The organism is Achromobacter pulmonis (genome assembly GCF_002885955.2).
GTDB classification, from domain to species: Bacteria; Pseudomonadota; Gammaproteobacteria; order Burkholderiales; family Burkholderiaceae_B; genus Achromobacter; species Achromobacter pulmonis_A.
Window position 1 is genome coordinate 959,455 of the sequence record NZ_POQS01000002.1, and the last position, 15,830, is coordinate 975,284.

17 protein-coding genes are annotated in these 15,830 nt (G+C 68.7%); 12 read left to right on the top strand and 5 right to left on the bottom strand.

What is annotated here, in order from left to right:
* Positions 1-18: 18 nt before the first annotated feature.
* Together C1I89_RS10725 and C1I89_RS10730 are read right to left on the bottom strand one after the other, a co-directional pair.
* Positions 19-336 (bottom strand): co-chaperone GroES, encoded by a 318-nt coding sequence (locus tag C1I89_RS10725; protein ID WP_102772711.1) that lies wholly within the window; start codon positions 334-336, stop codon positions 19-21.
* A gap of 159 nt (positions 337-495) precedes the next feature.
* Positions 496-1,116 (bottom strand): diguanylate cyclase, encoded by a 621-nt coding sequence (locus tag C1I89_RS10730; RefSeq protein WP_102772712.1) that lies wholly within the window; start codon positions 1,114-1,116, stop codon positions 496-498.
* A gap of 161 nt (positions 1,117-1,277) precedes the next feature.
* Between C1I89_RS10730 and C1I89_RS10735 the strand changes: the two genes are divergently transcribed.
* The 4 genes from C1I89_RS10735 (at position 1,278) to C1I89_RS10750 (ending at position 6,690) form a co-directional block, all read left to right on the top strand.
* The gene (locus C1I89_RS10735; RefSeq protein ID WP_168202324.1) at positions 1,278-2,063 is read left to right on the top strand and encodes a helix-turn-helix transcriptional regulator; all 786 of its coding nucleotides are present in this window, start codon (positions 1,278-1,280) and stop codon (positions 2,061-2,063) included.
* 145 nt (positions 2,064-2,208) lie between these two features.
* Positions 2,209-3,756, top strand: a complete 1,548-nt coding sequence (locus C1I89_RS10740; protein ID WP_102772714.1) for a PA domain protein — start codon at positions 2,209-2,211, stop codon at positions 3,754-3,756.
* 104 nt (positions 3,757-3,860) lie between these two features.
* Complete coding sequence (locus C1I89_RS10745; protein ID WP_102772715.1) at positions 3,861-5,516, top strand: 3-(methylthio)propionyl-CoA ligase; 1,656 nt, start codon at positions 3,861-3,863, stop codon at positions 5,514-5,516.
* A 31-nt stretch (positions 5,517-5,547) separates the two neighbouring features.
* Positions 5,548-6,690, top strand: a complete 1,143-nt coding sequence (locus C1I89_RS10750) for a porin (RefSeq protein WP_168202323.1) — start codon at positions 5,548-5,550, stop codon at positions 6,688-6,690.
* Between the two features lie 47 nt (positions 6,691-6,737).
* Here C1I89_RS10750 and C1I89_RS34480 read toward each other — a convergent pair whose 3' ends face one another.
* Positions 6,738-6,908 carry a hypothetical protein gene (locus C1I89_RS34480; RefSeq protein ID WP_181390923.1) on the bottom strand — a complete coding sequence of 57 codons (171 nt, stop codon included), beginning with the start codon at positions 6,906-6,908 and terminating at the stop codon, positions 6,738-6,740.
* Here C1I89_RS34480 and C1I89_RS10755 point away from each other — a divergent pair.
* Positions 6,907-7,788, top strand: coding sequence for an alpha/beta hydrolase (locus C1I89_RS10755; RefSeq protein WP_102772717.1), 882 nt, complete (start codon positions 6,907-6,909; stop codon positions 7,786-7,788). The two genes, C1I89_RS34480 and C1I89_RS10755, sit on opposite strands and share 2 nt — an antisense overlap.
* A gap of 12 nt (positions 7,789-7,800) precedes the next feature.
* On the opposite strand, the gene C1I89_RS10760 is transcribed toward C1I89_RS10755, so the two are convergent.
* Positions 7,801-8,946 carry a helix-turn-helix transcriptional regulator gene (locus C1I89_RS10760; RefSeq protein ID WP_102772718.1) on the bottom strand — a complete coding sequence of 382 codons (1,146 nt, stop codon included), beginning with the start codon at positions 8,944-8,946 and terminating at the stop codon, positions 7,801-7,803.
* A 256-nt stretch (positions 8,947-9,202) separates the two neighbouring features.
* On the opposite strand from C1I89_RS10760, the gene C1I89_RS10765 reads away from it, so the two are divergent.
* The 3 genes from C1I89_RS10765 to C1I89_RS10775 all read left to right on the top strand — a co-directional run bounded on the left by C1I89_RS10765 (position 9,203) and on the right by C1I89_RS10775 (position 12,405).
* Entirely contained in the window at positions 9,203-10,195 is a 993-nt protein-coding gene (locus tag C1I89_RS10765) for a hypothetical protein (RefSeq protein WP_102772719.1), read from the top strand.
* Positions 10,196-10,239: 44 nt separating this feature from the next.
* The gene (locus C1I89_RS10770; RefSeq protein WP_258231385.1) at positions 10,240-11,397 is read left to right on the top strand and encodes an FAD-dependent oxidoreductase; all 1,158 of its coding nucleotides are present in this window, start codon (positions 10,240-10,242) and stop codon (positions 11,395-11,397) included.
* Positions 11,398-11,475: 78 nt separating this feature from the next.
* Positions 11,476-12,405 (top strand): SphA family protein, encoded by a 930-nt coding sequence (locus C1I89_RS10775; RefSeq protein WP_168202321.1) that lies wholly within the window; start codon positions 11,476-11,478, stop codon positions 12,403-12,405.
* Between the two features lie 34 nt (positions 12,406-12,439).
* Here the strand turns inward: C1I89_RS10775 and C1I89_RS10780 are convergent, their stop codons facing one another.
* Positions 12,440-13,120, bottom strand: a complete 681-nt coding sequence (locus C1I89_RS10780; RefSeq protein WP_102772721.1) for a pentapeptide repeat-containing protein — start codon at positions 13,118-13,120, stop codon at positions 12,440-12,442.
* Positions 13,121-13,188: 68 nt separating this feature from the next.
* On the opposite strand from C1I89_RS10780, the gene C1I89_RS10785 reads away from it, so the two are divergent.
* The 4 genes from C1I89_RS10785 (at position 13,189) to nadE (ending at position 15,825) form a co-directional block, all read left to right on the top strand.
* Positions 13,189-13,800, top strand: coding sequence for a TetR/AcrR family transcriptional regulator (locus C1I89_RS10785; RefSeq protein WP_111827139.1), 612 nt, complete (start codon positions 13,189-13,191; stop codon positions 13,798-13,800).
* Positions 13,790-14,068, top strand: coding sequence for a DUF2164 domain-containing protein (locus C1I89_RS10790; protein ID WP_102772723.1), 279 nt, complete (start codon positions 13,790-13,792; stop codon positions 14,066-14,068). Before C1I89_RS10785 ends, C1I89_RS10790 begins: the two co-directional genes overlap by 11 nt.
* A 90-nt stretch (positions 14,069-14,158) precedes the next feature.
* On the top strand, positions 14,159-14,956 hold the full coding sequence (locus C1I89_RS10795; RefSeq protein WP_102772724.1) for a DUF2243 domain-containing protein: 798 nt from the start codon (positions 14,159-14,161) through the stop codon (positions 14,954-14,956).
* Between the two features lie 14 nt (positions 14,957-14,970).
* Complete coding sequence (gene nadE / locus C1I89_RS10800) at positions 14,971-15,825, top strand: ammonia-dependent NAD(+) synthetase (RefSeq protein ID WP_258231386.1); 855 nt, start codon at positions 14,971-14,973, stop codon at positions 15,823-15,825.
* Positions 15,826-15,830 lie beyond the last annotated feature (5 nt).

Consider the following 15,830-nt stretch of genomic DNA (forward strand, 5'->3'; position numbering starts at 1 on the left):
ATCCATAGGCTGGCGGCGTCAGGCCGCCTTCTTCAGTTGAGCGTCTTGCGACGTGAGCACGGCGAAAACATCCTCTTCGCGCATGACCAGCAGTTCTTCGCCGTCGACCTTGACGGTCTGGCCGGCATACTTGCCAAAGAGAACGTGGTCGCCGACCTTGAGCTCGGGCGCCTGCAGCGAGCCATCTGCGTTGCGCTTGCCCTGGCCGACCGCGAGGACCTCTCCCTGTTCGGACTTTTCCGCCGCCGAGTCTGGGATGACGATGCCGGAAGCTGTCTTGCGCTGCTGTTCGATTCGCTTGACGATAATCCGGTCGTAAAGGGGACGGATCTTCATGACTCTATCTCCTGAAGTCTTGATCATCAAAAAGTGAATGCCGGCGCACTGCAGCGACATGGCGAGGCGGCGTGCGCCGTACAGCCCGTGATGGGTGCGGAAAAAAATTATGGGCGCCGCCAAGCCGCTTCAAGAGCGGAAATTGATTCAAAATGAAACTTAATGAATCAGAATATCCCTTCCCCGCCCCAGGCGGTACACGACCTTTCGACGCAGCTCGCGTCCGTCCGGCAGCAGCGCAACGGGACAAGGCGCGGAACGTCCGCCATCGGCATCCAGCGTGCGGTCGTCGCCGTCCATTTGACTCCACAGGCCGCCCTTGCGAGGCCGGAACAGCCAGCGGACGTAGCCGCGGCGAGCGGCGAGATCGAGCAGGGCCTGCTGGTCCGGAGCCTCGACGACGACCGCCCGGTTCGCCTCGCGCGCGTCGGAATAATCCGCGAACGCCCTACGGCAGGCGAGCGCTTCGGACACCGGCGCATTGAGGCGCCACCATCCGGGCCTGGCCACACGCTCCACATCCCAGGCGCCGAGTCTCCATGCCGCCTCCAGCATTGCGCGGTCGATGACGGCATAGTCGCGCCAGCGCTGGTTGATCTGCAGCGCAGAACCCGCGACGGAGTGCAAAGCGCCGGCCGCCCTTTCATCACGGTGGAATCCGTGCCAGTGCAGGATCAGGATGATCGGCGTGTCCGATTTCTGTGTAGCGGTCGCGCTGACGGCGTACAGCGGAAGCCTCAGTGCAGCTATGTGCGAAGTGATGGTCTCGAGGATATCCATTCGCTGACTCCAACGATCTGCAGCCCTTTCTCACAGGCCAAACCGACAATATCGTTTCGCCGAATTTATCGCAGGTGCTTTGCCCGGGCAACGTCAGTTGGGGTACAAGTAGCGCCAGCCCCGCGCTTTCGCCCGGGCCACAAGCCATGAAGAACCGCTTTATGACGCAGCCCCGCTCTCTTGCCGGCCAACCGCGGCGTTTCCAGACGCCCGACTTCGAGGCGCTGATCGAAGCCGCAGGCGATCTCATCTACACCCTGGACTTCGAAGGACGCTTCACCTACATGAACCGGGCGTTCGAACAGGTGCTGGGCTATGAGCCCTGCGCCCTGCTGGGCCGTCACTTTACGGAGATCCTGACCGAGGAGTCCGCAAAAGTGGCGACGCGCCATTACCAGCAAGGCCTGCTCGGCCAGGAACGGACGCCCTTCTTCGAAGTGGAGGCGCGCCGGCCCGACGGCGGCGTCGTGCACTTGGAAGTGCGCGCCGGCGCGCTGATCCGCGATGGCGAGATGGTGGGCAGGCAGGGCATCGCCCGGGACATCAATGCGATCAAGGCGCTGCAGACGCTGGTGACGGAGAAGTCGCAGCGCGTGACGCTGCTGGAAGAGCGCACGCGCATCGCGATGGCGATGTACGCGCGCATCGCCGAACTCGTCTACGCCGACCCCGGCGCTGGGTCGGCGGGCGGCGAGATGCTGCAGGAAGTGCAGCATGCGTTCGACCGGCTCGCCGCCCAGAAGCACGGCCTTTCCGTGGCCGACCTGCGCATCCTGGGACTGCTGGCGCAAGGGCATTCGAACGGCGAGATCGCGGACATCATCTGCCGCAGCCCGCATACGGTCAAGGACAGCGTCAAGAAGATCATGCAGCGGCTGAACGCAAGGCGGCGTGCCGAGGCGGTCGCCTGCGCCATCAAGCTCGGCCTGATCGCGCCGCCCTCCTGAACGGCGCGGAACTTGTGATTCCCGCTTTCGGGGGGGCAATACCCCTCCTTGGAGGTCTGCCCCCGACAGCCGGCGGCGGGAATAATCGGCTTGTGCGCCCTCGACGGCGCGCCAGCGAAAACAACACGAGACAACGGAGACACGCATGCTCTACGCACCAGGGCAGCCTTGGCGCCTGCGCCGCGCGGCGGGCGCGGCCTTGTTGATTGCCGGCCTGACGGCCTGCGCCGCACGTCAGGAATCCCGCGCGCCGGCGGGCGCGCTGCCGCCGCAAGCGGCGGTCGAGGTGGACCGGACGCAGTTTTATCCGGAAGCCCGTCTGCGCGCATGGCAGGAAGACCTGGACCGTCGCGGGCTGCGCGACACGGGCTCGCCCGCGCATGAGGCCTACGTCGACGCGCTGTACGAACGCCTGCGCGAGGCCGGCGTGGCGGATCTGTACTTCGAACCGGTGGCCATGACCCGGTGGGCGGCGCGGCGCTGGTCGCTGGAGCTGGCCGATGGCGCCGACCGGATTCCGACGGCTGGCTATATCCCCTACTCCGGCAGCACCGGCGCGCAGGGGCTGGTGGCGCCGATACGCTATCTGCCGGTCGGCCGGCGACCGGACCGCAGCGTGGCGGGCAGCATCGTGGTGGTGGAACTGCCCAGGCCGTCGCTGACCAGCGATTTCTTCCATGCCATGGCGCTGTACAAACACGATCCCGACAACACGCTGCCACCGGGCGCGCCCTATGCGCGTCCTTACCAGATAATCGACGCGCTGGTGCAGACACTGGAAGCGCTGCAGGCCGCGGGCGCCGCCGGCGTGGTCGCGGTCCTGGACGAACCCGCCGATATCGCCGCGGGCCTGTACGCCCCGTACGACCGCCAACTGCGCAAACTGCCAGGCGTTTACGTGGACCGGGCGGCCGGCGCCCGCCTGAAGGCGCTGGCGCGCGCCGGCGCCCGGCTGCGCCTGGTGCTGGATGCCGATACCGAGGCTGTCGTCACGCGCAACCTGATCGGCATCATTCCCGGCGCCAGCAGCGAGCTGACCGTCATCAACAGCCATACCGACGGCACCAACGGCATCGAGGACAACGGTCCCAACGCCATCGTCGACATTGCCCAGTACCTGGCGCGCCTGCCACGCGAGGCGCTGCCGCGCAGCATCATGATCATGCTCTCCAGCGGCCATTTCGCCGGCGGCGTGGGCATACAGGACTTTCTGGCGCGGCATCGCCAGGACGGCCTGCGCGGCCGCATCGCCAGCATCGTCACGATAGAACACCTGGGCGCCACGGAATGGCTGCCCGGACCCGACGGCCGCCTGGCGCCGACGGGCCGCGACGAGCCCGCCGCGATCTTCCTGCCGCGCGTCCCGGCATTGGTGCGCGCCGCGTCGGCCATGCTGCGCAATGCACAGGCTGCGCCCGCGTTCGTCATGCCTCCGCTCAATCCGGACGGCGACGGCGGCCCCAACACGGCCACGTGGCCGGGCGAGGGCCAGTATTTCTGGGGTGGCGCCCGCCTGCCCACGCTCAACTACATCACCGGGCCGGACTACCTGCTGAATTACGACGTCACCACTGCCGACAAGGTGGACTACGGCCGCATGCGACGGGAGACGGCCGCGATCACGCAAATGCTGCTGGACCTCTCGCGCGAGCCCTACGAGGCGCTGCGCGCCGAACAGCCGCCCCCTCCCTGAAAGCGCGGCCCCGCCGCGTCCGCCCTCCTTTGCCAAGCCGGCGCCGGCCCGGATGCCGCCGGCCCAGGCGCGCCTGCGCGCCGCCTCACGATATGGAGCTCTAGATGACCCGGAATCCCCCGCCCGCGCTCGCCGGCCTGATGATGCGCCAGCCTCTGCTCGTCTCCCAATTGCTACGCCACGCCGCCCGCCACTTCGGCACGATCGAAATCGTGTCGCGCCGCGTCGAGGGAGACGTGCACCGCTACACCTACGCCGACTGCCATCGGCGCAGCCAGCGCCTGGCCCGCGCGCTCGCGGCGCTGGAGGTGCGCCCGGGCCAGCGTGTGGCCACCCTGGCCTGGAACGGCTACCGGCATCTGGAGCTCTATTACGCCGTGTCCGGCGCCGGTTCCGTGATCCATACCGTCAACCCCAGGCTGCACGCCGACCAGGTGGCCTACCTGCTCAACCACGCGGACGACCAGTACGTGTTCTTCGACGTGGGCTTTCTGCCGCTCCTAGAATCGGTGGCGGCGCGATGCCCCGGCGTGCGGGGCTATGTCGCCCTTTGCAGCCGGGAATACATGCCTTCGTCCGCCGCCCTGCCGGGGCTGCTGTGCTACGAGGACCTGCTGGCGGCCCAGCCCGAAAGCTACGACTGGCCCGAACTGAACGAGGAATCGGCCTGCGGACTGTGCTACACGTCCGGCACCACGGGCCAGCCCAAGGGCGTGCTGTACTCGCACCGGTCCACGGTACTGCACGCCTATGCGGTCGCGCTGCCCGACGCGCTCAACCTTTCTTCGCGCACGGCGGTGCTGCCTGCAGTGCCCATGTTTCACGTCAATGCCTGGGGCATTCCCTATGCCGCCCCGCTCGCCGGCTGCAAGCTGGTGCTGCCCGGTCCCGCGCTGGACGGCGCCTCGCTGCATGCGCTGATAAAGGACGAAGGCGTAACGTCGGCGGCCGGCGTGCCGACCGTGTGGCTGGGGCTGCTGGGCCATGCGGAACGCAACGGCCTGAGCCTGTCGGGCCTGCGCCACGCGGTCATCGGCGGCGCCGCCTGCCCGCCTGCGCTGTTGCGCAGCCTGCGCGACGGCTACGGCGTCGAAGTGCTGCACGCGTGGGGCATGACGGAACTGTCGCCGCTGGGCACGACCGCCGTGCTGCAGCGCCGGCACCTCGCGCTGTCGGAGGACGAACGGCTGGCCGTTCTGGGCAAGCAGGGGCACACCGTCTTCGGCGTGGACATGAAGATCGTGGACGGCGGCGGCGGCGAACTGCCCTGGGACGGCAAGAGCCGGGGCGAGCTGCTGGTGCGAGGTCCGTGGGTGATGGAGCGCTACTTCGGCGACGACGACAGCGCCGCCGCGACCGGGGCGGACTGGTTCGCCACCGGCGACGTAGCCACGATCGACGCCGACGGCTACATGCAGATCGTCGATCGCAGCAAGGACGTGATCAAGTCCGGAGGGGAGTGGATCAGCTCGGTCGAGATCGAGCACGCCGCCATGGAACACCCTGGCGTGCAGCAGGCCGCATGCATCGCCATCGCGCATCCCAAATGGGACGAACGTCCCCTGCTTCTGGTGGTGCCGCGCGAAGGCGCCGACGTCGGCAAGCAGGAACTGCTGCGCTTCATCGAAGGGCGCATCGCCCAGTGGTGGATGCCCGATGACGTGCTGTTCCTGCCCTCTCTGCCGCTGGGCGCGACAGGCAAGGTGCTCAAGAAGCAGTTGCGCGAACAGTACAGCGGCTACCGGCCCGCGGCGGCCTGATGCCGGCCGCCAGCAAAACGGGCGCCAGGCCATGAAACGGCGCGTCCTGAGAATCGCGGCGCTCGCCTTCGCAGCCGCCGGCGCGGCCAGCCATGCGGAACCCGGGCTGGCCTTGTACGGCGTCGTGGACGCGGGCCTGAACCTGATCGACAACGGATCGGCGAGGTCCGCCTCCATGAAGTCCGGCATCATCAGCGGATCGCAGTTCGGCCTGCGCGGCACGGAACATCTGGGCGGTTCGCTACGCGCGGTGTTCCAGCTCGAGGCCAGCTTCGAATCCAATTCCGGCGCCTACAAGCCCTACTTCGGCGATCCGTCGAGCGCCACTGCGCAAGCGCCCAATGGCGCACCCGGCAAGGGATTCAACCGCCGCGCGTTCGTCGGCCTGGAAGGCCGCTACGGCATGCTGCAACTGGGCCGCGACTACACGCCGCTGTACTGGGCGGTGCTGGATAGCGACCCGCTGAAGCTCGGGTCCTACGGCAACATGCAGCAGATCGTGCTTTTGTCCGGCACGGGCTCGGACCGGTTCGGGCGCGCCAGCAACGCCGTCTTCTACACCTCGCCCCGCGTCGCCGGACTGCGGGGCCGGCTGATGGCGAGCCTGGGCCCCGCTGCCGCGCGCAGCGCGTCGGACGGCCCGCCCCGCAGCGCGAGCCGCATGATCGGCGCATCCGTGGACTACACGCAGGATGGGCTGACGCTCAACGGCGCCTATCAGCTGCTGCGCCTGCCCGAGATCGCGGGCTCGCCGGCCGCCTACACCGGCGCCACGGGACTGCGCCGCGACATGCTGGTCGGGCTCAAGTACGCCAGCGGCGACTACACCGTGGCGGGTGGCTACTTCCGGGTGCGCCATCCGGGGCGCCGCGGCGACGGCAGCGACATCTGGGCAGGCGCGTCCTTGCGGTTGGGAGCGGGCGTGCTGGCGTTCAACGTCCAGCGCATGCGGCAGGACGTGCCAGGAAGAAGCCGGCCTGGCGAGGCCACGGTGTTGGGCCTGAGCTATATCCACGCGCTTTCGCGGCGCTTTTCCCTGTACGCGTCCTACGGCATGGTCAACAACGGCGCAAACGCCGCCTTCTCGCTGCTGTCGAGCGATACCGCGGTCGCGCCGGCGGCGCGCGGCGATGACATCCGGGCGCTCGGGGTTGGCATGCGCTACGTGTTCTGAGCCGGACCGCGGTCTTGCCCGCCATATGCTTCAAGCCTAAAATACCGTCACGTCATCGACGGCAAGGCGCCGCCCGGCAGTTCCACGGCGCGCCGCTCTCCTCCTGCCGCAAGACCGCCAGCCAGAGGGCCGTCCGCACAGGCCGGCCCCATCGTCCCGCCGCGTGGCCGCAAGGCCTGCGCGGGTTTCTGCACGTTCTTGACCACGAGGAAAACCATGGCCTTCGATTCTCGTCCGGCGCCTGCGCGCGCCAATTTTCCCGGCGGCGACGCCTACGCCGCGGAAGTATTCGAGCGCTCCCGCCGCGCCGCCGCGGACCGCGGTCTGCACTACCACCCCGACATCCCCTACGACGACGCCACAGGCTGCCGCCTGGATCTCTACGCGCCGGCGCGCGCGCCGGCAGACCTGCCCTGCCTGATCTTCGTGCACGGCGGCGCGTTTTCGCTGGGCTGCAAGGAATGGATGGGATTCATGGCGCCGGCCGTGACGGCGACGCCGGCCTTGTTCATCTCGGTGTCGTACCGGCTGGCGCCCGGCCATGTCTATCCTGCCGCGGTGCGCGATGTCGCCGCCGCCGTGGACTGGGCCTGGCGCAATGTCGGCGCATACGGCGGCGATCCCGCGCGCCTGTTCCTGGGCGGCCACTCGGCGGGCGGCCACCTGGCCAGCCTGGTGGCGCTGGACCGCCGCTGGCTGGATGAACGCGGCCTGCCCGCGCGCGTCATCAGGGGCGCGCTGCCGATCAGCGGCCTGTACGATCTGGACTACGACGGCGGCGACGCGGTGGGCGCCGCGGCGCTCGCCATACGCCGGCGCTTCATACCGGACGACTCCCACGTGCCGGCGGCCAGTCCGATGCATCATGTCGGACCGCAGGCGCCGCCGTTCTATCTCGGAGCGGGCGAACACGACCTGGGCAGGCTCGCGGCCGAGGCGCTGGCCATGCGGGACCTGCTGAGCCAGGCCGGCGTGCCGGCGGCGGCGGAGATCTACCCGGATCACGATCACTACGCCGCCAGCAGCCGCTGCGTGGACGACGGGCACCCGTGGATCACCCGGGCGCGCGCCTTCCTGCGCAGCGGCAGTCCGATATAACGGCGCGCCCGCTCAGGCCGGCGCCGCGCCCTCCTGGCGACCGATCATCTGCGCGGCCGCCGAACAGAGGACCTGTCGCACCAGGTCGGCCTGCCGACGCGCGCCGGCCTTGCCCAACACCTGGTTCAACTGGTAGCGCGCGGTGCCCACCGTAATGCCGCGGCCGCGCGCGTATTCCTCGACCGTCCAGCCCGCCACCAACGCGCTCGCGAGCCTCGCCTCGGCCTCGGTGAGGCCGAACAGCGCGCGCAGGGCCGCCACGGGGAAGCGGGTGCCAGCCTGCGACTCTTGCACCAGCGACACCAGCACCAGGGCGCCGCCGTGCGGCTGAGAGGCTTGCAGCCGCTGCAGCGCCAGCTGCGTGCGGCCCTGTCCGTTTTCCAGGGTCAGGAATACCGGCTCGGCCTCCAGCGACGCCTGCGCCAGCGCGTGCGCGAACCGGGACTGACCAGCGGCGTCGGCGCAGATCCGGCCGCTGCGCAATCGCAGGCCCGCGCGGCCGTCCAGCCCTTCCCGGGCGCGGCGGTTCGACCAGACGAGTCCGCCAGACTCGTCGCACAACGCCAGCGCGCAGGGCCAGGCTTCCAGGTAGCGGTCGACCAGCGCGGACACGCTGCGGTCGAGTCCCACGGATTGCGCCAGCGTAGCCGCCTGCAGCAGATGCGGCGTGAGCTTGCGCAGCCGCTCCAGGCGGCGCGGAGAAAAACCGCCTTCATCGCGCGGGTCCTGGTGCACCGCGATGGCCACCCAGTGCGTGCCGCCCATGGGCGCCATGGCCCCCATGAAGCGCCCCAGGCCGGCGCGGCGCAACTGCAGATGGAGTCGGTCGCGTAACGGCGCCTCTTCCGGCAGAAAGAGTTCTCCGTCGGTGGCCATGCGGCCCGGCCGTCGCGCGACCCGCTGCAGACGCCAGGCTTCCAGTCGGGGATTGCGGGCGTCGGACACCTCCGCCCGATAGGCCTCCATGTCGATGCGCGTGTCGTACGCCGCCCAATAGGGAACGGCGCGCGCGCCCTCCAGGTCCAGGCACTGCAGCACGGCCGAATGCGCGCCGACATCGCTGCACAGCCGGTCCAGCACGCCGGCCCAGCGGCTCGGGTCCGTGCAACAGGCATACAGGTCCAGCAGGAAAGAATCAGATGCTGCGCCGAGAGCCATGAAGACACCCACACTATCTGAACGAAAAGCGCTCATCGTCCGGCAAGCCCGCCGGCGCGGCAACTGGGGTTTGCCATGAAACGGGTCCGGCATCTCCCATTTGAGAGATGACGGCCGCGCGGGGGAAATCCCATACTGCCTCGCGTGCTCATCCGGCGCACTGCTGCCGCGCCGGCTTCCGCGCCGCTCGAGGAGGAGCGGGCGGCGCGGAAAGCACGCCCACTCACCGCCCTTCGCAGGCAGAACAGGAACCGCCATGAAAGACAACACGGACACGCCGATAGTCGCCGCATTCGCGATGACGCACACGCCGGGGCTGGGCAACCAGACCGGACTTGCGCAGCCGGAAACGCTGCGCCGCCTCCTGGACGGCTTCGACGTGGTGCGCCGCCAGATCGAAACCGCTCGGCCCGACGTAATCGTCGCCTTCGTCAACGACCATTTCGACATGTATACGCTGCATGCCATGCCGGGCATGGCCATCGCGCTCGGCGACACGCACTGGGGGCCGACCGAGGCGACGCAGGACTGGATCGGCATGCCGCGCGCGCCCCGCCCCGGCCACGCGGCGCTGGCCGGGGACATCTACCGCAGCGTCATGGAAGACGGCTTCGAGCTGTTCCGCAGCGAGTCGGCCGAACTCGTGCACAACGTGCTGATGCCGGCCAAGTACCTGTGGCCCGGCGCCAGCATTCCAGTCGTGCCGATCTTCCTCAACTGCTTCGCGCCGCCGCTGCCGACGTGGCGCCGCGCGTACGAACTGGGCGTCAGCGTGCGCAAAGTCCTGGACCGGCGGCCCGAGCGCATCGCGCTCATGGCCAGCGGCGGCCTGTCGCACTGGCCGCCCATCACCATCGACGAGGACGCGGCGGACGATCCGCTGATGCAGCGCGTGCAGCGCTGGCAGATCCTCGGCGCGGCCGCGCTGCGCGAGGACCCGGAGCTGCCACTGGCCATCCTGCGGCGCGAAGCCGAAATGGCCGCGTCCGGCCGCGACTTGGTCAATGCCGAATGGGACCACCGCATCCTGCAGAAACTGGCCGCCGGCGACCGCGAGTTCATGTTGTCGCTCACCCACGAAACGGTCAGGGCCCAGGCGGGTCCGGGCGGCGCGGAAATGCTGATGTGGACCGCGCTCATGGGCGCGATGCGCGACGCGCCGGCCGACATCGTCGCCTACGAAGCCGTGCCCGAGTGGATGGGCGGCGTCGGTGTGCTGAGCTACGCGCGCAGCCTGGGCCGCGCCTGAACGCGGCCGCGAGCCATGCGCAAAGAACCAGGGGAGTGGACACCATGAACATGCAAGCCATCATCAGCGGCGGCGGGATCGGCGGACTGGCCGCGGCGGCGGCGCTTGCCCGGCGCGGCTGGGACGTGACCGTCTATGAAAGCAGGCCCGAGCTGCGCGTCTCGGGCTCAGGCATCTATCTGTGGTCGAACGGGCTGGCGGTGCTATCGGAGATAGGCGCCTATGAACGCGCCATGCGCAATGCCTTCCTGCCCGAGGGCATCGAACAGCGCGACCATGCCGGGCAGGTACTGGTTCCCGCGCTGCTGCCCCCGGGATTGCGGGTGGTCGCGATCGCGCGCAGCGAGCTGCACGCAGGCCTGGAGGCGGCCGCGCGCGCCGCCGGCGCTCGCATCGTCACAGGCGCGGAGGTCGTCGACGCCGGCACCGACGGCACCCTGACATTCGCCAACGGCGATCGCGCAAAAGCCGATCTCGCCATCGGCTGCGACGGCGTCTGGTCGCCCGTGCGCCGCGCCCTGGGCCTTGAACAGGTGCACCAGCGGGCCGAGGAAGGCGCGCTGCGGACCATCGTGCAGGCGACCCAGGAGGAACTGCCCGCCGCCGCGCGCGGCAAGTGCATCGAAATCTGGAACGGTACGCGGCGCATGCTGATCACCCCCATCAACGCCCGCGAAATCTACCTGGCGCTGACCTGCCGCGAGGACGACGATTCGGCGCGAGATACGCGCGTGCTGCCATGCTGGCGGGAAGCCTTTCCTGAATGGGCGTTCCTGCTCGACCGGATCGCGCATGGCAGCGTGCTCTGGAACGTCTACACCGTGGTGCGCTGCAAGCGCTGGTCCGCAGGCCATGCCTGCGTGCTCGGCGACGCCGCCCATGCCCAGCCGCCCAACCTGGGCCAGGGCGGCGGCATGGCCATGCAGAACGGCCTGGCGCTGGCCGCCTACATGGAGCGGGTGAGGGACCGGCGGGACATACCCGAGGCGCTGGGCGCATGGGAAGCCGCGACACGTCCGCTGACCGAGGAATGCCAGCGCTGGTCCTGTCTCTGGGGCGAACTCGCCAACATACCCGACGAGGTGCGTCCGCGCATCGTGCGGGGCGTGTTCAGCGAGCCCTGGGTGTTGTCCAAAGTGACGGTCGCGTCCGCGTCCGCTCCCATCCGCGCCACGGACTGGCGACCGGCCGCCGCCCGCTGAAACCCGCTCCCGCGTCGGGCCCTGCCTATTCCAGCCCGGGCGGCGCCATGTACGCCGTCCGGGCACAAGGGGAATTCCATGAACATCCGCAATGCAATGCCGGCTGTCGCGGCGCCGCTGGTCCTGGCTGCCCTCGGTCTGGCCGGAAACGCGGCCGCCACCGAGAACGGCATACCCACCACGGTCAACGGCTTCTATGACTTCGGCGCCGGCATGTCGCCGCCGCCGACGCCGTTCGGGACGATCTCGCTGCGTTCCTCGTACAACCATGCCACCGTTCGGAAGAACCAGTATGGCGAGACGCTCGACGACGACTTTTCTCTCAGCGTCTTCACCGTGAGCGCGGCCTATCTGCGCATGACCCGCGCCACGCTGCTGGGGGCAAGCTACGGCTTCGGCATCGTGCAGCCGTTCTTCAGGATGGACGCGGCCTTCGACGTGCCGACGGCCGCTGGGCCGCTGCGGCTGCGCGGCGAAACGTTCCGGATCGCCGACACCCTGCTGCTGCCTCTGATCCTGCAATGGAACCCGTCGCCCAACCTGCATCTGAATGCGCAGTTCCAGGTGCTGGCTCCCACGGGGGACTATGACAAGCGGCGGCTCGTGAACCCGGGACTGAATCACTGGGCGTTCTCTCCCATCTTCAATTTCACCTACATCACCGACGGCGGCTTCGAGGTATCCTCGAGCTTTGAGGTCGACATCAGCACGCGCAACCACGCCACCGGCTACCGCAATGGCATCGAATACCGCCACGAGTTCGCGCTGGGCCAGCACGTGGGACCGTGGACCCTGGGAGTGGGCGGCTACTACAGCCGCCAGTTCACCGACGACGACGCGCCCGGCCTGCAAGGCGGCAACCGTTCCCGGGTGATCGCCCTGGGGCCGGCCGTCCATTTCTACAAACCGGGCCTGCCGCCCGTCTGGCTGCACGTCTACAAGGAATTCGGCGCGCGCAACCGCGCCGAAGGCTACACGGCCGCGCTGCGCCTCGCGGCCAGCTTCTGACCAACCAGGCGGCGCGGCCAGAACAGTATTGTCGTCACATCACCCGCACGCCCAGCGATTCGATCAACTGTCCCGCCTGTTCGGCAGAAATCACCGCCCCCTTCAGCGAGCCGGTCAGGTCGTACACCGTGATGCCGCCGAGCTCGGCCGCCCGCAGATCCGCGCCCTGGAACCTCGCCCCTTTCAGGCTGGCGCCGCGCAGGCTGCCGCCGTTGAACACCGCGTCGCGGAAATCGCAGCCGCCCAGGTCGGCGTCAGAGAAATCCAGCTGGTCCAGCACCTGCTTCCTGAACGACATGCCGCGCAGTTGGGCGCCCACCAGGCGGCAGCTGCGCAGGCTCAGGCCCAGGGCGTGGACTTCGGAGAAACCGGCCCCGCTCAGTTTCGAATCGGAAATCGTCGCCGACGACAGCCGGGAACGCGCCCACTTGGTCATGTGGAGATCGCAGGCCGTGAAGCTGGCGTCCGTCAGGTCCGCCAGCTCGAAGTCGCCCAGGCCGATCCTGCACCGCTCCCATATCGTTTCGCTCAAGGTCGCGCGCGCCAGCCGGGCCTCGGCCAGCGAGCAGGCCGTAAAGCGGATGTTCCGGAGATCCAGCGAACCAAGGTCCTGCCCGTCGAAGGAGCAGCGATCGAACCCGGTGACGGGTTGGGGTTGCGCGAGAAGCCGGACCAGATCCGCACGCGTGAGGGTACTGTCGCTGACGATGTTCATTTATCGGTATCCATGCAAAAAACGGGCACGCCCGGATGATATGATAAATCCATACATATGGATTGTTTGTGAACATACGACGAGCAAAGCAACCCGCCGCCGTGCGGGTCCAGATTCTCGAAGCCGCAAGACAGGTGCTGGCCGATGAGGGCGCGGGCGCGCTCACCTTCGACAGCGTGCTTGCCAGGACCGACCTGTCCAAAGGCGGCATCCAGTACCACTTCCGCACCAAGCAGGCCTTGATGGACGGCCTGTTCGATCACCTCATGCAGGAGTTTTCCGACAATTTGCATGAGGCGCTGGCGGCCGAGCCGGCCGGCGCGGATCAACGCATCCGCACCTACATCCGGGTCGTGAGCCTGGCCGCCGAATCGGCGCTGGCGGCGCGCGAAGCCATGGCCCTATTGATGGCCGATCCGAAGTACCAGGCCATACACACCGCATTGGTGGACGACTTCTGCCGCCCCGACGAAGTCGCGGCCGACCTGTCATTGACCTGCCGGTTCGCGGTCGAGGGACTCTGGCAGGCGCAGGTGCTGTTGCGCGCGCCGCAGCCGGAAACGGTCGCCAGCGTGCGGGACTGCCTGCTGGGGCTGCTGGACCGGACCGCGAAGCCGGCCATCGTCCCGGGCGGCAAGCGCGCCCTGCCCCGTAGAAAGGAGAAGCCCGATGGCCATTGAACTGGAAAAGCAGGTTCGAGCCGCCGCGATCGCGTCGATACAGCGGTACTTCGATGAACACATGGAAGAGCCCATCGGCAATATCGCGGCGGCCGCGCTGCTGGGATTTTTCCTGGAGGAAATCGGGCCGGTCGTATACAACCAGGCCGTCGCCGACGCGCAGGAGCGGCTCCAGCTGCGCGTCTCCGAACTGGACCTGGAGGTCCGCGAGGACGAGTTCGGCTATTGGCGCAAGCATGCGGCCGGGCAAAGAAACCGGCGCACGTGACGCGGCTCGGCCCCGGGCCGCCGGCAGGGATCCACGCGTCGGGCACGGCGCTTGCCGAACTGCTCCGGCACCAAGAACCGGGAGCCGTCCATGGACCCTGCCTCTATCCCTGACCCGTCCGGGCGCCGCATGCGCCGCGCCGGCGGCCTGCTGGGTTTTGCGATGGGCGGCTTTTTCGACGGCATCCTGTTGCACCAGATCCTGCAGTGGCACCACCTGCTGTCGGCCATCCAGACCGGCATTTTGGGAGATCTGCGCATGCAGGTGGCGGTGGACGGCCTGTTCCATGCGCTCATGTACATCCTGGCCGCGGCGGGCCTGTGGACGCTGTACCGGGCGCGCGCCGCCGCGCCGGCGGGCTCGACGCGGCCGTTGTGGCCGGCGTTCTGGATGGGGTTCGGCGCCTGGCATATCGTCGACGCGCTGTTCTCGCACTGGATCACCGGCATCCACCGCATCCGCATGGATGCGGACGTGCCGTTGTTCTGGGACCTGGCATGGCTGGCGGTCTTCGGGCTGCTGCCGTTTTTCCTGGGCTGGCGCGGGCGCTCGGCTGACGGCGGTCCGCCGATGCCGCGGCGCAATATCGCCGCCGGCCTGCTGGTCCTGGCGTTGGGCGGCGCGACGTTGGCCAACCTGTTTCCGCTGCGCGGCGATACCGGCACGACGGTGGTGGCGATGCGTCCCGACGCGCCCGCCGGGGAGCTGCTGCGCGCGCTGGACGGCACCGATGCCCGCATCATCTGGACCGATCGCGCCGGCGGCGTCTGGGTGGTGCAGAATCTGTCATGGCAGGACGGGCTTGCGCTCTACGGATCGGGCGCGCTCTATGTCAGCGGCACGACCTCGCCGGCGGGCTGCGCGGCCTGGATGCAATCGGCGCGATAACCGGGAGAACACGAATGACACCAGCCATGCAGGCGGAAATCGAAGCGCGCCGGGCCGAAATCGCCCGCGGCCTGGGGGTTCGCCCGGACTGCGATATCGACGAAGAGCTGGAACGCAGAATCGTTTTTCTCGCCGACTATCTGCTTGCCGCGCGCATGGACGCCTACGTGATCGGCATCAGCGGAGGCGTGGATTCCCTGGTCGCGGGGCGTATCGCGCAACTTGCGGTATCGCGGCTGCGCTCCTCGGGCCACGTCTGCGCGCTGGTGGCGGCGCGCCTGCCCTACGGGACGCAGAGCGACGAGCAGGACGCGCGGCGCGCGATGGATTTCGTGGCGCCGGACAAGCGCATGACGCTCAATATCCAGCCCGCCGTGGACGCGCAACGCGTTGCGCTGGAGGCGGCCGGCATCGACTATGCGGACGCGCATGCCGAGGACTTCATCGCCGGCAACATCAAGGCGCGCCAGCGCATGATCGCGCTCTACGCGATCGCCGGCGCCCATAAGGGCCTGGTGGTGGGCACCGATAACGCCGCGGAAGCGCTGACGGGCTTTTTCACCAAGCATGGCGACGGCGCGGCCGACGTCATGCCGCTCAGCGGACTGACCAAGCGTTGCGTTCGGGAAATCGGCGCGGCGCTGGGCGCGCCGCCGGACCTCGTCGCCAAGGTTCCGACCGCGGACCTGGAGACGCTGCGTCCGCAGCATCCTGATGAAGCGGCGCTGGGCTTTGCTTATCGAGAGATCGACGATTTCCTCGAAGGCCGGCCCGTGTCCCCGGAAGTCGCCCAGCGCCTGGTCTCCCGCTACGACGCCACGGAACACAAGCGCCGTCCGGCCGCGACGCCGCCGTACCTGCGCCATTAGGCCAG

Excerpts from the sequence above, each read along its gene's own strand:
- C1I89_RS10725 (WP_102772711.1), bottom strand. The coding sequence starts at position 336 with ATGAAGATCCGTCCCCTTTACGACCGGATTATCGTCAAGCGAATCGAA.
- C1I89_RS10730 (WP_102772712.1), bottom strand. The coding sequence starts at position 1,116 with ATGGATATCCTCGAGACCATCACTTCGCACATAGCTGCACTGAGGCTT.
- C1I89_RS10735 (WP_168202324.1), top strand. The coding sequence starts at position 1,278 with ATGACGCAGCCCCGCTCTCTTGCCGGCCAACCGCGGCGTTTCCAGACG.
- C1I89_RS10740 (WP_102772714.1), top strand. The coding sequence starts at position 2,209 with ATGCTCTACGCACCAGGGCAGCCTTGGCGCCTGCGCCGCGCGGCGGGC.
- C1I89_RS10745 (WP_102772715.1), top strand. The coding sequence starts at position 3,861 with ATGACCCGGAATCCCCCGCCCGCGCTCGCCGGCCTGATGATGCGCCAG.
- C1I89_RS10750 (WP_168202323.1), top strand. The coding sequence starts at position 5,548 with ATGAAACGGCGCGTCCTGAGAATCGCGGCGCTCGCCTTCGCAGCCGCC.
- C1I89_RS10755 (WP_102772717.1), top strand. The coding sequence starts at position 6,907 with ATGGCCTTCGATTCTCGTCCGGCGCCTGCGCGCGCCAATTTTCCCGGC.
- C1I89_RS34480 (WP_181390923.1), bottom strand. The coding sequence starts at position 6,908 with ATGGTTTTCCTCGTGGTCAAGAACGTGCAGAAACCCGCGCAGGCCTTG.
- C1I89_RS10760 (WP_102772718.1), bottom strand. The coding sequence starts at position 8,946 with ATGGCTCTCGGCGCAGCATCTGATTCTTTCCTGCTGGACCTGTATGCC.
- C1I89_RS10765 (WP_102772719.1), top strand. The coding sequence starts at position 9,203 with ATGAAAGACAACACGGACACGCCGATAGTCGCCGCATTCGCGATGACG.
- C1I89_RS10770 (WP_258231385.1), top strand. The coding sequence starts at position 10,240 with ATGAACATGCAAGCCATCATCAGCGGCGGCGGGATCGGCGGACTGGCC.
- C1I89_RS10775 (WP_168202321.1), top strand. The coding sequence starts at position 11,476 with ATGAACATCCGCAATGCAATGCCGGCTGTCGCGGCGCCGCTGGTCCTG.
- C1I89_RS10780 (WP_102772721.1), bottom strand. The coding sequence starts at position 13,120 with ATGAACATCGTCAGCGACAGTACCCTCACGCGTGCGGATCTGGTCCGG.
- C1I89_RS10790 (WP_102772723.1), top strand. The coding sequence starts at position 13,790 with ATGGCCATTGAACTGGAAAAGCAGGTTCGAGCCGCCGCGATCGCGTCG.
- C1I89_RS10795 (WP_102772724.1), top strand. The coding sequence starts at position 14,159 with ATGGACCCTGCCTCTATCCCTGACCCGTCCGGGCGCCGCATGCGCCGC.
- nadE (WP_258231386.1), top strand. The coding sequence starts at position 14,971 with ATGACACCAGCCATGCAGGCGGAAATCGAAGCGCGCCGGGCCGAAATC.